This is a genomic window from Streptomyces sp. NBC_00224 (genome assembly GCF_041435195.1).
Classification (GTDB): Bacteria; Actinomycetota; Actinomycetes; order Streptomycetales; family Streptomycetaceae; genus Streptomyces.
In genome coordinates this window covers 5,813,912-5,828,570 of the sequence record NZ_CP108106.1, presented here as the reverse complement: position 1 = coordinate 5,828,570, position 14,659 = coordinate 5,813,912, and the positions used below count along the sequence as shown (strand labels likewise).

General features: G+C 71.3%; 12 protein-coding genes. 6 read left to right on the top strand and 6 right to left on the bottom strand.

The window, feature by feature from the left end:
• Positions 1-98: 98 nt before the first annotated feature.
• Positions 99-1,088, bottom strand: coding sequence for a 4-hydroxy-3-methylbut-2-enyl diphosphate reductase (locus OG965_RS26100; protein WP_371654486.1), 990 nt, complete (start codon positions 1,086-1,088; stop codon positions 99-101).
• A gap of 72 nt (positions 1,089-1,160) precedes the next feature.
• Here OG965_RS26100 and OG965_RS26095 point away from each other — a divergent pair, with 72 nt between their 5' ends.
• The 4 genes from OG965_RS26095 to OG965_RS26080 all read left to right on the top strand — a co-directional run bounded on the left by OG965_RS26095 (position 1,161) and on the right by OG965_RS26080 (position 5,089).
• The gene (locus tag OG965_RS26095) at positions 1,161-2,546 is read left to right on the top strand and encodes an APC family permease (RefSeq protein WP_371654485.1); all 1,386 of its coding nucleotides are present in this window, start codon (positions 1,161-1,163) and stop codon (positions 2,544-2,546) included.
• Positions 2,547-2,614: 68 nt separating this feature from the next.
• Positions 2,615-3,829 (top strand): exodeoxyribonuclease VII large subunit, encoded by a 1,215-nt coding sequence (xseA, locus tag OG965_RS26090; RefSeq protein WP_371654484.1) that lies wholly within the window; start codon positions 2,615-2,617, stop codon positions 3,827-3,829.
• A gap of 88 nt (positions 3,830-3,917) precedes the next feature.
• Positions 3,918-4,136, top strand: a complete 219-nt coding sequence (locus OG965_RS26085; RefSeq protein ID WP_371657062.1) for an exodeoxyribonuclease VII small subunit — start codon at positions 3,918-3,920, stop codon at positions 4,134-4,136.
• 362 nt (positions 4,137-4,498) lie between these two features.
• Positions 4,499-5,089 carry a malonic semialdehyde reductase gene (locus OG965_RS26080; protein WP_371654483.1) on the top strand — a complete coding sequence of 197 codons (591 nt, stop codon included), beginning with the start codon at positions 4,499-4,501 and terminating at the stop codon, positions 5,087-5,089.
• 90 nt (positions 5,090-5,179) lie between these two features.
• Here OG965_RS26080 and OG965_RS26075 read toward each other — a convergent pair whose 3' ends face one another.
• Positions 5,180-5,713 (bottom strand): DUF4245 domain-containing protein, encoded by a 534-nt coding sequence (locus tag OG965_RS26075; RefSeq protein WP_371654482.1) that lies wholly within the window; start codon positions 5,711-5,713, stop codon positions 5,180-5,182.
• 124 nt (positions 5,714-5,837) lie between these two features.
• Here OG965_RS26075 and glpX point away from each other — a divergent pair, with 124 nt between their 5' ends.
• On the top strand, positions 5,838-6,869 hold the full coding sequence (gene glpX / locus OG965_RS26070; RefSeq protein ID WP_371654481.1) for a class II fructose-bisphosphatase: 1,032 nt from the start codon (positions 5,838-5,840) through the stop codon (positions 6,867-6,869).
• Between the two features lie 79 nt (positions 6,870-6,948).
• Here glpX and OG965_RS26065 read toward each other — a convergent pair whose 3' ends face one another.
• Both OG965_RS26065 and OG965_RS26060 read right to left on the bottom strand, forming a co-directional pair.
• Positions 6,949-7,305, bottom strand: a complete 357-nt coding sequence (locus tag OG965_RS26065; protein ID WP_266983185.1) for a WhiB family transcriptional regulator — start codon at positions 7,303-7,305, stop codon at positions 6,949-6,951.
• A gap of 149 nt (positions 7,306-7,454) precedes the next feature.
• Positions 7,455-8,162: a DUF1707 domain-containing protein gene (locus OG965_RS26060; RefSeq protein WP_371654480.1), complete on the bottom strand. Its 708-nt coding sequence runs from the start codon at positions 8,160-8,162 to the stop codon at positions 7,455-7,457.
• 173 nt (positions 8,163-8,335) lie between these two features.
• Between OG965_RS26060 and OG965_RS26055 the strand changes: the two genes are divergently transcribed.
• On the top strand, positions 8,336-10,003 hold the full coding sequence (locus tag OG965_RS26055; RefSeq protein WP_371654479.1) for a fumarate hydratase: 1,668 nt from the start codon (positions 8,336-8,338) through the stop codon (positions 10,001-10,003).
• Between the two features lie 388 nt (positions 10,004-10,391).
• Here the strand turns inward: OG965_RS26055 and OG965_RS26050 are convergent, their stop codons facing one another.
• Entirely contained in the window at positions 10,392-12,998 is a 2,607-nt protein-coding gene (locus tag OG965_RS26050) for a GNAT family N-acetyltransferase (RefSeq protein WP_371654478.1), read from the bottom strand.
• 70 nt (positions 12,999-13,068) lie between these two features.
• Complete coding sequence (locus OG965_RS26045; protein ID WP_371654477.1) at positions 13,069-14,583, bottom strand: ricin-type beta-trefoil lectin domain protein; 1,515 nt, start codon at positions 14,581-14,583, stop codon at positions 13,069-13,071.
• Positions 14,584-14,659 lie beyond the last annotated feature (76 nt).

Here is a 14,659-nt window from a genome sequence, read left to right as displayed (position 1 = left end):
GGACACCACGTTACGGCCGGGCACTGACAGTCACCCGTAGAACGCCCATGACCAGGCGTTCCACACTGCCTTCCGGGTGCCGCGGGACCGTTGTACCGCTACTTCCCGGACAGCTCCGCCGCCTCCGCGCGCAGATCGCGGCGGAGCTCCTTCGGCAGCGAGAACGTGATCGACTCCTCCGCCGCCTTGACGAGCTCGACGTCCTCGAAGCCGCGCTGGGCGAGCCACTCCAGTACGCCCTCGACCAGGACCTCGGGGACGGACGCGCCGGAGGTGAGGCCGACCGTGCTCACGCCCTCCAGCCACGCCTCGTCGATCTCGTCGGCGAAGTCCACCAGATGGGCGTCGCGCGCGCCCGCGCCGAGGGCGACCTCGACCAGACGGACCGAGTTCGAGGAGTTCTTGGAGCCGACGACGATGACCAGGTCCGCGTCCGCGCCCATCTGCTTCACCGCGATCTGGCGGTTCTGCGTCGCGTAGCAGATGTCGTCGCTCGGCGGGGAGATGAGCAGCGGGAACTTCTGCTTGAGCGCGTCCACCGTCTCCATGGTCTCGTCGACCGAGAGCGTCGTCTGGGAGAGCCAGACGACCTTCGAGTCGTCGCGGACCTCGACGTTCGCCACGTCCTCGGGGCCGTCGACCAGCGTGATGTGGTCGGGGGCCTCGCCGGAGGTGCCGATGACCTCCTCGTGGCCCTCGTGGCCGATCAGGAGGATGTCGTAGTCCTCGTTGGCGAACCGGACGGCCTCCTTGTGCACCTTGGTGACCAGGGGGCAGGTCGCGTCGATGGTGGCGAGCTTCCGCTCGGCCGCCTCCTCGTGCACGGTCGGCGCCACGCCGTGCGCCGAGAACATGACGATCGAGCCCTCGGGGACCTCCGCCGTCTCCTCGACGAAGATCGCGCCCTTCTTCTCCAGGGTCTGCACGACGTACTTGTTGTGGACGATCTCGTGCCGGACGTAGATCGGTGACCCGTACTGCTCCAGGGCCTTCTCGACGGCGATCACGGCGCGGTCCACACCCGCGCAGTAGCCACGGGGTGCTGCGAGCAGGACACGGCGGGCAGGCGTTGCAGTCATGCGCTCCATGGTACGGCCGGGGTCCGACACCCCTGCCCTGCCCGACGGGCCAAAGATCGTCCGGCCGACGAGACTGGCCGCATGAGTGCGCGGCGTGAGGAGAGCGGGGCGAGCGAGGAGAGCGGGCGGCGGGTGCCTCGGGACGGCGGGCTGCGGCGCAGCCTCGGGTTCCGTGACCTTGTCGTGTACGGGCTGCTGTTCATCGCCCCGATGGCGCCCGTCGGCATCTTCGGCACGCTCGACGCGAAGTCCCACGGCGCCGTAGCGCTGGTCTACGTCGTGTCGACCGTCGCCATGGCGTTCACCGCATTCAGCTACGCCCAGATGGTGCGCGTCGCCCCACAGGCGGGCTCGGTCTTCGCCTACGCGCGCGCGGGGCTCGGCGAGGGAGCGGGGTTCATCGCGGGCTGGATGGCGATGCTCGACTATCTGCTGATCCCGGCCGTCGCGTACCTCTTCTCCGGAATCGCGATGCACTCGCTGGTCCCGGAGGTGTCCCGGTGGGTGTGGACCGCGTTGGCCGTGGTGATCACCACGGCGCTCAACCTCTGGGGGGTACGAGCGGCGGCGCGGGTCGGGTTCGCGGTGCTCGCGATGGAGATCGTCGTCCTGCTGGTGTTCGTGGTCGCGGCGGTCGTCGTGCTCGTACGGGACGGGGCCGAGCGCGACTGGCTGTCGCCGCTCGGCGGGGACGCCGGGTTCTCGCTCGCGGCGGTGCTCAGTGCGGTGTCGGTGGCGGTGCTCTCGTACCTGGGCTTCGACGCGATCGCCTCCTTCGCGGAGGAGGTGACGGGGGGCTCGGAGAAGGTCGCGCGCGCGGTGCTGTTCTGTCTGGCGCTGGCGGGCGTGCTGTTCGTGGCGCAGACGTATCTGGCGGCGCTGCTCGCACCGACCTCGTCGGCCGCGCTCGCGGCCGATCCGGGCAGGCAGGGCTCGGCCTTCTACGACATGGTCGAGGCGTCCGTGGGCACCTGGCTGCACGATCTGGTGGCGGTGAGCAAGGCGATCGGGGCGGCGTTCGCGGCGCTGGCCGGGCAGGCCGCGGCGGGGCGGCTCGTCTTCGCGATGGCGCGCGAGCGGCGGCTGCCGAAGGTCCTGTCGCGCACGGACTCGGGCGTACCGCGCGCGGCGCTGCTGGTGGCGGCCGTGGTGACGATGGTGGCGGCGGTCTGGGCGGCCCGGCGCGACGACGGCATGGACCACCTGGTCTCGGTGGTCGACATGGGCGCGCTGACGGCGTTCCTGCTGCTGCACGCGTCGGTGATCGGCTGGTACGCGGTACGCCGCCGGGAGGGCGCGCCCAACTGGCTGACGCATGTGGTGCTTCCGCTGCTCGGCGCGGCGGTGATCGTGGCGGTGATGTGGGAGGCCACCCGCACGGCGCAGGTGGTCGGGCTCGTCTGGCTGGTGCTGGGGGTGGGGGTGCTGATGGTGCAGGGGGCGGAGCGGTTCGGGCGGGTGGGGTAGCGGGACTCGGCCGCGGGCCGGGCCCCGTGGGCGGGGCCGGTGTCAGTGGGGGCCGTTAGCCTGCGTACATGGGTCTGAATACGAGTGCTCAGGCGCCGCTGCCGGTCGGTGAGGTGTCGCGGCTCATCGGCGGCTGGATCGACCGGCTGGGGGCGGTGTGGGTCGAGGGGCAGATCACCCAGCTCTCGCGGCGGCCGGGCGCGGGGGTGGTGTTCCTGACGCTGCGTGACCCGTCGCACGACATCTCGGTGTCGGTCACCTGCTACCGGCAGGTCTTCGACGCGGTGGCGGACGTCGTCGCCGAGGGCGCCCGGGTCGTGGTGCACGCGAAGCCGGAGTGGTACGCGCCGCGCGGCCAGCTGTCGCTGCGGGCCGCGGAGATACGGCCCGTCGGCATCGGTGAACTGCTCGCCCGGCTTGAGCAGTTGAAGAAGTCGCTCGCGGCGGAGGGGTTGTTCGCGCTCGACCGCAAGCGGCCGCTGCCGTTCCTGCCGCAGCTCGTCGGGCTGGTCGTCGGCCGCGCCTCGGCGGCCGAGCGGGACGTACTGGAGAACGCGCGGCGGCGCTGGCCCGCGGTGCGGTTCGAGGTGCGCAACGTGGCGGTGCAGGGGGTGCACGCGGTGCCGCAGGTCGTCCAGGCGGTGAAGGAGCTGGACGGCCTCGCGGAGGTCGACGTGATCATCGTGGCGCGGGGCGGGGGCAGCGTGGAGGATCTGCTGCCGTTCTCCGACGAGCAGCTGGTGCGGACGGTGGCCGAGTGCCGTACGCCGGTCGTCTCGGCGATCGGGCACGAGCCGGACTCGCCGCTGCTCGACCTGGTCGCGGATCTGCGGGCGTCGACGCCGACGGACGCGGCGAAGAAGGTCGTCCCCGACGTCGGGGAGGAGCTGGACCGGGTGAGGATGCTGCGGGACCGGGCGCGGCGCCATGTCGTCGGCCTCGTCGACCGGGAGGAGCGGGGACTGGCCGGGATGCTCGGCCGCCCCTGGATGGAGCGGCCGCACCGGATGGTGGACGACCGGGCGGACGAGGTGGACGCGCTGGTGGACCGCTCGCGCCGGGTCCTCGGCCACCTCCTCGACCGGGCCGACTCCGAGCTGGCGCACACCCGCGCGCGCGTGGTCGCGCTGTCGCCGGCGGCGACGCTGGAGCGGGGGTACGCGGTGCTCCAGCGGGCGGACGGGGCGGTGGTGCGGGCCCCGGGGGAGGTCGCCGGGGGCGAGGAGTTGCGGGCCAGGGTGGCCGAGGGTGAGTTCACGGTTGTCGTCGGGACGGATGCGTAGGGTGACGGGTATGGCAGCGAAGGTTGGGACGGGTGGGGACGACGAGGGTGCGGCGTCGGGGGCGGACGCGTCCGCGTCCGGCTCGGACGTGTCGGGCTCCGGTTCGTCGGCGTCGTCCGAGTCGCTCGGGTACGAGCAGGCCCGGGACGAGCTGATCGACGTCGTACGGCGGCTGGAGGCCGGGGGCACGACCCTGGAGGAGTCGCTGGCGCTGTGGGAGCGGGGGGAGGCGCTGGCGAAGGTGTGCCGGCGGTGGCTGGAGGGGGCTCGGGCGCGGTTGGATGCGGCGCTGGAGGCCGAGGGGTGACGTTTGCGGCTCCGCCGCGTGGCCTCCGGGGGCGGAGGTGGGTTTCCCGTGGGCTCCGCCCCCTGCACCCCGCTGCGGGTTGCGTTCGTCTGCGGGCCGTCCGTGGCTGGTCGCGCAGTTCCCCGCGCCCCTGAATGCGCCCCTCCGGGGCGCCCAGGGGATGTCGCGCAGCAGGATTCAAGGGGCGCGGGGCTGTGACGTGCGCGGGCGGGACCAACCCCCGCCGAACCCGCAGGCGACCTCCTGTGAGGCCAGTCACCCAGCCCCCCGTTTAGTTGAAACTTAACCTAACTCCGTCGTACGGTGGCATCTCCGCTTGATTCCCCCACAAGCGGAATCCCCGTAAGTCCGGAAGGTACGTAATGTCTCTCGCCCTTGACTCCGCCGCTCAGGACCTCCTCTTCCGTGAGGCCCGTACTGCCAACACGTTCACCGACGAGCCGGTGAGCGAGGAGCAGGTGCAGGCGATCTACGACCTGGTCAAGTTCGGGCCGACCGCCTTCAACCAGACGCCGCTGCGGATCGTGCTGGTGCGTTCGACCGAGGCGCGCGAGCGGCTGCTGGGGCACATGGCCGAGGGCAATCGGGCCAAGACCGCCACCGCCCCGCTGGTCGCCATCCTCGCCGCCGACAACGAGTTCCACGAGGAGCTGCCGACGCTGTTCCCGGCCTGGCCGCAGGTCAAGGACGCGTTCTTCAGCGAGCGCCCGGTCCGCGAGAACGCCGCCGGTCTGAACGCCGCGCTCCAGGCCGCCTACTTCATCGTCGGCGTCCGCGCCGCCGGGCTGGCCGCCGGCCCGATGACCGGCTTCGACGGCGCCGGGATCCAGAAGGAGTTCCTGGACGGCGACCACACCCCGCTGATGGTCGTCAACATCGGCAAGCCGGGCGAGGACGCGTCGTACCCGCGCAGCCCGCGCCTGTCGTACGACGAGGTCGTCACCACCGTCTGAGCCCCGGCCCGGAAACGCGGAAGGCCGCCGCACCCCCAGCGGGGTGCGGCGGCCTTCGCCGTACGACATCAGCGGGTCGTCAGACAGTCGTCACGCCTTCTTCAGCTCCAGCGCCGCCGCCATCCGCTCCAGCTGCGCGAAGCCCGCCGTTCCGGTCACCACGGTCGTGGAGCCCTTGTCCTCGCGGACGAGCGCGTCGTACTTGGGGCCCTCCCAGCGGCGCCAGGTCGCGCCCGCGATCTGCTGGGTGCGGTCGGTCTTCGCCGCCTGCTTGGCGACGGACCGCACGAACTTGTCCCGGTTGGGCGCCGAGGACTGCTCGATCGCCACGTACTCCTTCGCGGGGTCCAGGAAGCCCAGGTGCCAGGCGTTGTCGGCCTGGCCGTCGTACGTGACCGAGGTCGCCTTCCACTTGTCCTGGTCCGGGAGCCCGACCGGCGCCGCCACCGGGTACGGCGCGGCGCGCCGGACCGTCAGGAGCTCGACGCGGTAGTCGACCGCCTTGACCGGGTCCTTCTTGCCGTCGTGCGGGATGAACATGTACATCACAGCCACGGCGATGCCGATCACCGCCAACGACTGCAGCATGTTCCGCACACTCTGCTTGCCACGTGTTCCTGCCACGCACCCATGGTCTCAGGTCATGTCGGTGCTCATACGTGGCCCCCTCTGCTCATTTTGTCGACGTAACGATAGAGTCCAAGCACCCTCTTTTCCCGGCCGTCGCCGTACAGAAAGGTGCGCTCCGATGACCGAGCACAACCTGCCGCCCCAACTTGAGGTCTCGCCCGAGGCCCCCGATCGCAACCTCGCCCTGGAACTGGTCCGGGTCACCGAGGCCGCCGCCATGGCAGCGGGCCGCTGGGTCGGGCGCGGTGACAAGATCGGCGCGGACGGCGCCGCGGTCAACGCCATGCGCACCCTGGTCTCCACCGTCTCCATGAACGGCGTCGTCGTCATCGGAGAGGGGGAGAAGGACGAAGCTCCCATGCTCTACAACGGTGAGCGCATCGGTGACGGCACCGGCCCCGAGGTCGACATCGCCGTCGACCCCATCGACGGCACCACCCTCAACGCCAAGGGCATGCCCAACGCCATCGCGGTCCTCGCCGCGGCCGACCGCGGGACGATGTTCGACCCGTCGGCCGTGTTCTACATGGACAAGCTCGTCACCGGGCCCGAGGCCGCCGACTTCGTCGACATCAACGCGCCCGTGTCGGTGAACATCCGGCGTGTCGCGAAGGCCAAGAACTCCTCGCCCGAGGACGTCACGGTCGTCATCCTCGACCGGCCGCGTCACGAAGGCATCGTCAAGGAGATCCGGGAGACCGGCGCCCGCATCAAGTTCATCTCCGACGGCGATGTGGCCGGATCCATCATGGCCGTACGTGAAGGCACCGGTGTGGATCTGCTGATGGGCATCGGCGGCACGCCCGAAGGCATCATCTCCGCCTGCGCCATCAAGTGCCTCGGCGGCACCATCCAGGGCAAGCTCTGGCCCAAGGACGACGCCGAGCGCCGGCGTGCGCTGGACGCGGGCCACGACCTCGACCGGGTGCTGTCGACCGGCGACCTCGTCTCCGGCGACAACGTCTTCTTCGTCGCCACCGGCATCACCGACGGCGAGCTCCTGCGCGGCGTCCGCTACCGCGGCGAGACCGCCACCACCCAGTCCCTGGTCATGCGGTCGAAGTCGGGCACGATCCGCCAGATCGACTCCACCCACAAGCTGTCCAAGCTCCGCGCGTACAGCCAGATCGACTTCGATCGCGCGAAGTAGCGGTCCCGACCGCGTACGTACGTGAAGGGGCGCCCCCGTTGTGCGGACGGGGGCGCCCCTTCACGTACGTACGCGCACGTCAGGCGGCGGACGCGGACTTCTTCAGCTCGACCTCGCGCCGGCGCCGACGGGCCAGCACCACGCGCCGCTCAGCCGCCGTCAGACCGCCCCACACCCCGTAGGGCTCGGGCATCAGCAGGGCGTGCTCGCGGCACTCGACCATGACGGGGCAGCGGGCGCAGACGCGCTTGGCGGCCTCCTCGCGCGACAGGCGCGCGGCCGTCGGCTCCTTGGAGGGGGCGAAGAACAGCCCCGCCTCGTCCCGGCGGCAGACCGCCTCCGTGTGCCACGGGCCCGCCTGGTCCTCCCGAGCTGGGCCGCGCTGGGGCGGGACTGCGACGGCGACCTGCAGGGACTGATGCGGCGGATGCAGCACGGCCAACTCCTGACGACGGCTGACAACGGCTTCGCGAGCGAGCGACGATGCGACAGTCCCTACCCGCTGTGCGCGTGCCTATGCACTGAGTTCCGATGTCCGGAATTCCGATCGTCCGCCGATGACTGGAAGTGTGCGGACGCGACGCGTCAGGAGTCGAGGTGTTTGCGCAGGCGGCCGTGGAGGTCGGCGATCCGCTTGCCGCGCTTGGGCTTGGCCTCGATGTTGCCGAATACCGAGTATCCGTTGACGACGACCACGGGCGCCTCGGGGTGTTCGGCCTCCAGCGTGTCCACTTCGAAGTTGCCGAAGATGCCGGTGCCGCTGCCCCGCAGGGTGAGGTTCTCGGGGACCCGGACCTCCACGTTGCCGAAGATCGAGGTGGCGTTGATGACGGAAAGCCGCTGTTCGAAATAGGCCTCGGTGAGATCGATCTCGACGCTGCCGAAGAGCGCGAACGCGTTCGTACGGCGGCCGATGCGCCAGCGGCCCTTGCGGGTCGAACTGGAGAAGACGGCGACCAGACTCTCGGCGGCGACCGGTCCCACGGCCTCGTCCGGAGCGTGTGCGGTCGCATACGCGGGCGTGGACGACGCGGACGAGGGCGCGCCGAACCGGTGCGCGCCGTCGGCCGCCGCGGGCAGGTCCCGTACCAGCGGCTCCAGCTCGCCCATCGTCTTGGCGCGGTAGACGCCGTCGATGCGCTCGGCGTGCTCCTCCGCGTCCAGGCGGCCCTCCGCGAGGGCCTCGCGCAGGATGTCGGCGACCCGGTCGCGGTCGGCGTCGGAGGCGCGCAGGGGGGCGGACCGGGCGGGATCCACGGGCTGCGGCTTGGCGTCGTGCTTTTCGAGGTCCACGGAGCCAGCGTACCGAAACGCGATAGATCGCGACTAGGGGTACGGGGCGGTGGTGCCCTGGGCGCAACTGAGCCTTACCTCACAGGATCGGGGGCGTGGCGGCGGCATACGCTTGAGGGTGCTGTGCCAATGGAGGTCAGCCGCTGTCTGCCGAGTGAGGAATGGCCGTACTGATGCCAGAGTTCGCGTACTCCGATCTGCTCCCCCTGGGAGAGGACCACACGCCCTACCGACTGGTGACCGCCGAGGGTGTCTCCACCTTCGAGGCCGACGGCCGTACGTTCCTCAAGGTGGACCCGGAGGCACTGCGCAAGCTGGCCGCCGAGGCGATCCACGACATCCAGCACTATCTGCGCCCGGCGCACCTCGCCCAGCTGCGGAAGATCATCGACGACCCGGAGGCGTCGGGCAACGACAAGTTCGTCGCGCTCGACCTCCTCAAGAACGCGAACATCGCGGCGGCGGGCGTGCTGCCGATGTGCCAGGACACCGGCACGGCGATCGTGATGGGCAAGCGCGGCCAGAACGTGCTGACGTCGGGCGCCGACGAGGAAGCCCTCTCGCGCGGCATCTACGACGCGTACACGCAGCTCAACCTGCGCTACTCGCAGATGGCTCCGGTCACCATGTGGGAGGAGAAGAACACCGGCTCGAACCTGCCCGCGCAGATCGAGCTGTACGCGACGGACGGCGGCGCGTACAAGTTCCTCTTCATGGCGAAGGGCGGCGGCTCGGCCAACAAGTCGTTCCTCTACCAGGAGACGAAGGCCGTCCTGAACGAGGCCTCCATGATGAAGTTCCTGGAGGAGAAGATCCGTTCGCTGGGGACGGCCGCCTGTCCGCCGTACCACCTGGCGATCGTGGTGGGCGGCACGTCGGCGGAGTTCGCGCTCAAGACCGCGAAGTACGCCTCGGCGCACTACCTCGACGAGCTGCCGACCGAGGGCTCGGCGACCGGGCACGGCTTCCGCGACCAGGAGCTGGAGCAGAAGGTCTTCGAGCTGACGCAGAAGATCGGGATCGGGGCGCAGTTCGGCGGCAAGTACTTCTGCCACGACGTGCGCGTGGTGCGCCTGCCGCGCCACGGCGCCTCCCTCCCGGTGGCCATCGCCGTGTCCTGCTCGGCGGACCGCCAGGCGGTCGCGAAGATCACGGCCGAGGGCGTGTTCCTGGAAGAGCTGGAGAAGGACCCGGCGCGGTTCCTGCCGGAGACGACGGACGAGCAGCTGGACGAGTCCGGCGACGTGGTGAAGATCGACCTCAACCAGCCGATGGACGACATCCTCGCGGAGCTCACCAAGTACCCGGTGAAGACCCGTCTCTCGCTCACCGGGCCGCTGGTCGTGGCGCGCGACATCGCGCACGCCAAGATCAAGGAGCGGCTCGACGCGGGTGAGGAGATGCCGCAGTACCTGAAGGACCACCCGGTGTACTACGCCGGGCCCGCCAAGACCCCCGAGGGGTACGCGTCCGGGTCCTTCGGGCCGACGACGGCCGGGCGCATGGACTCCTACGTCGAGCAGTTCCAGGCGGCCGGGGGGTCCAAGGTGATGCTGGCGAAGGGGAACCGGTCGGGGCAGGTGACTTCGGCGTGCGACGCGCACGGGGGGTTCTACCTGGGCTCCATCGGTGGCCCTGCCGCCCGGCTCGCGCAGGACTGCATCAAGAAGGTCGAGGTCGTCGAGTACGAGGAGCTCGGGATGGAGGCGGTGTGGAAGATCGAGGTCGAGGACTTCCCGGCGTTCGTCGTCGTCGACGACAAGGGCAACGACTTCTTCCAGGCGCCGGCTGAGCCGCCGACGTTCTTGAACATCCCGGTACGGGGTGCGGCGCAGCAGTAGCGGTTGTTTGGCCCCACCCCGCCCCTTCACCTAGACCCTCCGGGGGTGGGTGAGGGGTGAGGGTGGTCTCCCGGGGGCTACGCCCCCGGACCCCCGGGCGGGGCTGCGCCCCTGCACCCGCTCGCGGGGCCTGCGGCCCCTGCACCCCGCTTCGGGGCTCCGCCCCGGACCCCGCTCCTCAAACGCCGGAGGGGCTGAATTTCGTGCCGCCGGACTGGATTTGGCCGGGCCCCGTTCTGCCTTTAGGGGCGCGGGGAACTGCGCGACCAGCCCTCACCGACCCGCAGACAAACGAGGGGTCCGGGGCCGCAGGGGCGCAGCCCCGCCCGGGGTCCGGGGGCGCAGCCCCCGGGAAACCGCCTCAACCCCCCACCCACCCCCGGAGGGTTCAGGTAACGGGCGGGGTGGGGGGCCTCTCCAGGAACGCCAGGCGGGCCCGCTTCTCCGGCTTGTCCACTTCCTCCCCCAGCACGAACCCCGACCGCACCATCCGCTCGATCGACTTCTCGTTCCGTACGTCCGGTTCCACCACGATCCGCTGGTGGGCGGGGTCGGAGAGGACGTAGTTGATCAGGGTTCTCATCAGGGCGCCCGTGAAGCCGGGGCGCGCCGGGCCCGGTGCGGGGGCCACCAGGATGTGGATGCCGACGTCGCCCGGGCGCACCTCGTAGCACTCCCCCAGCGGATCGGCGCCCGGCTCGTACGTCTGGAACAGCCCCACCGGCTCGTCGTCCAGCAGGAGCAGGAACGCGTGGTGCGTGGGGAGGGAGTCGACGTACGCGTAGGTCTCCTCCACGTACGCGCGGTCCGCGTCCAGCATCCCCCAGAACCGGGCCCGTTCCTGGGTGACCCACGAGTGGATCAGGTCCGCGTCCTCCGGCGGGTCCAGCGGGCGCAGCCGGACCGTTCCGAAGCCGGCGACCTTCTCCTCGTACGCGTGGGCACTCCGCTCGTACAACGTCTCTCTCCTCAGGTCGCTCCAGTCGGTCACCACCGGCGCCAGCTCCCCCGCCACCCACAGCGGGAGCTGGTCGCGGTGGTGGGGGCTGTCCGGTGCGCCCGACGCGCCGAACGGGACCACCCAGAGGCTGTCCTCGCGGCGGGCCAGGTCCCAGACGTACCGCGCGGCCGGGCCCCGGGCGCTGCGGTGTGTGAGGCCGGGGACGCTGCTCGTGGACAGGACGCAGTCGTGGTCGCCCGCCAGGCCCGGCCACTCCTGGGGCGCCGGCAGCGCCTGCCACGGCGCGAGCCGGTGCGCCTCGCCCCACGGCCCGAACTCCACGCCCTCCGCCGCCACTTCCTCCAGCGCCACCCGCACCAGCTCCACCCGGTCGAGCTCGGGCAGCATCGACGTCGTCAGGATCGTCTCCAGCGCGAACGCGATCCTCGGCGTCAGCGCCAGCCAGGGCAGGAACAGGTCGGGCAGGGGCGGGAGTTCGGCCAGGTCGGCGAAGGACGGGTGGGTCGCCAGGTGGCGTACGACCCGCTCCCGCACCGTCGCGTACGCCATCGCGTCCGTCGAATCCGCCTCCATGCGGCGGTCCCAGCCCGTCGTCAGACGGTCCCGGAGGGTCTCCGCCCGGGGAGTCAGGCCCTTGAGGTCCGTCAGCAGTCCCAGCAGCGGGCGTGCCGACGCCAGGTCCGTGTCCGTGTGGATCGCCGACATCCGCGGAGCCGTCCACGCGCGCGAGGCGGCCAGCAGGGCCGTTATGCGGTCCGCGCGGTACGGGGGCGCGAACTCCACGCCCAGCGGCGCCGCCAGGCCCCGCTGGTTGGCCATCACGGCCGTCCCGGACACCTCCGCGCGCGGCATCGGGGCCCAGCCCTGCCACGCGTGGGCCGCCTCCCACGCCGGTACGACCCGTACGCGGTTGATGTCGTGGCGCAGCGGTACGCGGCCCGCCACACGGTGCAGATGGCCGCCCCGGGTGTCGGCGGCCTGGACCACGTTGACCGGCTCGACCCACTCGTCGAAGGCGCGGTCGACGTCGTCGGCGGTCCGGGCGCGCAGCAGCGCCGGGAGCGCGGCGAAGCCGAGGGCGGCGGTGACGCGGGGCGGGTGGCGCAGGCTGATGGCGTCGGCCGCGTCGGGGCCGCCGATGATCACCGGGCCCCGGTCCGTCTCGATCACCTCGACCGTCACCGGGGCCGCGCCCGCCACCTCCACCGTCTCGACGTGGACGGACGCCGGGGCCCAGCCGTCGGGGCCGAGCGCGGCCACGTCCGTACCGTCGCGGCGCAGGCGTTCGCGGTAGAGGTCCTGGTAGTCGGCCATGGCGTTGGTGATGGCCCAGGCGACCGAGCCGGTGTGGCCGAAGTGGGCGATGCCGGGGACGCCGGGGACGGCGAGGCCGACGACGTCGAACTCCGGGCAGGAGAGGCGGATCTGCTGGTAGACGCCGGGGTCCTCGATGAAGCGGTGCGGGTCGCCCGCGATGATCGCGGCGCCGGTGGCGGTGTGCTCGCCGGTGACCAGCCAGCCGTTGGAGCCGGAGGTGCCGGGGCCGTCGGTGGCGAAGAGTTCCACCGCGCCCGCGCCGAGCGCCGCGACCGCCCGCTCGCGCCAGAGCTTGGTGGGGAAACCGGCGAAGAGGATGTGGGTGGAGAGCCAGACGCCCAGCGGCGTCCACGGTTCCCAGCGGCCGGGCGCCAGGCCCGACTCCGCGAAGCCGGGCCGACCGGCGGCCCCGCCCGCGAGCCCGTCGTTGACCCCCGCCACGTACGCCGTGACCCAGTCCGCCGTCTCCGCGTCCAGCGCCTCGAAGCACCGGCGGGCCGTGTCGGCCAGGCGGGCGCGGCGGGCGAAGACGTCCCAGCCGACCGCGTCGGGGCCGAGGAAGGCGGCCGTGGTGCCCTGCACCCGGTGCCGTTCGACCTCCAGCTGCCAGGCTCGGTCCACGGCGGTGACCCGCCCTTGCGCGTACGCCAGCTCACGGGCGTCGGCCGCCCGCAGGTGCGGGACGCCCCAGGTGTCGCGATAGACCTCGGCGCTCACGCCCGATCCCCTCCCTATAAGTTAGGACAGCCTAACCTAAAGGGAGGGGACGGTTATGTGGAGGCCGCCGTTACGCGAAGCGCTGCGACGGGGAGCCGTCGCACGGGCGCAGCGTCAGCGGGTCCTTGGCCGCCGCCAGCGTGGCGCACAGGCCGGTGGCCGCCGCCGGGCGCAGGGTGGAGCCGTCCCTGACGAACTCCTGGTTGGCGCCGCCGTGGCAGTTCCAGATGATCAGCTTGGCCCCGGCCGAGTAGTTCGCGCCCGGCACGTCCAGGCAGCGGTCCTGGGTGAGCTGGGTGTGGACCGACTTGCGGGTGCCGTCGTACCACCAGTTCTGGTTGCGGCCGCCGTGGCAGTCCCAGCCGACGACGGCGGTGTTGTTGGCGCTGGACGCGCCGCTCACGTCCAGACAGCTGCCGGTCGACGCGTTCTTCAGCGGCTGGTACGCGTCGTCCCAGGCGAGCGGGTAGAGCACCGGCGAACCGGTGGACGCCGGGTCGGCGCAACTGGCCTCACGCTGCCCCGAGTCGTAGATCTGGGTGAGGCAGGACGCGAAGGCGCCGTGGCCCCGGTAGTTGGGGTGGAAGGACTGGCGCACCGAGTTGGAGTCCGGCAGGCCCGGCTTGGACAGGTCGATGTAGAGGCCGCGCGCCCAGGTGTCCTCCATGCACACCTCGTGGCCGTTGAAGAGCCGCGAGTTGTCGAGGTAGACCGCGCCGGTGTCGGCCGCCGCCTTGCGCATCCCGCGCTCGAAGGCCGGGACGGCGGTGTTGCGGCCCCAGACGGTGTCGGAGTCGTAGCCGAGGCCGCCGCAGACGAGCTTGCCCGGGAAGTTCGGGTTGTCGTGGAAGTCGGGGCCGATCGGGCTCGGGTAGCCCATCACGACCAGCTTGTAGTCGCCGTCGGCGTACCCGGCGTCGCGCATCACGCTCTTCAGGTCGGTGACCGTCTGCTCGACCTTGGGCACCAGGCCGTCGACCCGCGCCTGCCAGCCGGGCGCGTACTTCGACTCGCACGGGCCCTGGAGCAGCAGGTACCGCTCCACGCAGTCGGTCATCACCGGCCCGAACTGGAGGTCGTCGTTGGCCCCGGCGACAAGCAGCACCATCTTGATGCGGGTGTTGCGGGCCTTGATGGCCAGGCTGTCGCTCTGCACGAGCTCGTCCGCGTACTGCTTCGAGCCGCCTATCCGGATATTGCCGGTGTACGCGCCCGAACAAGCCACGTTGTACGTCTCGTCGGCAGGGATCCCGGTGCGGTGGATCGCGGAGTCCGGCGCCCGGTGGCACCAGTTGTCGGGGCCGTTGGTGCCGGCCTCGTAGGTGCCGACGCCCTCGCCGGAGATCTCGCTGTCGCCGAGCGAGATGAGCCCGGTCCTGCGCTGGTCCATGGGCCGCTCGGCGGAATCCCCGTACAGCTTGAGCGCCTCGGCGGCGCGGATCTTCTCAAGCTCGGGCGGAAGGGGGGTGGACTGTACCGTCGCCGCGGGTGCGGCCGTCGCTGTCGCCGTCATGCCCCCGAACGCGGCCGCCGCGGCCACGGCGGCCGCGAACGTACAGCGAAGTCTGTTCCTGGTGCGCCTCATTGCGCCTCCCCGGTGATGAGTTACCACCGGTATTTACTGGCCGGTAGGGCCCCTTGGGAATAGCTAGAACAAGACA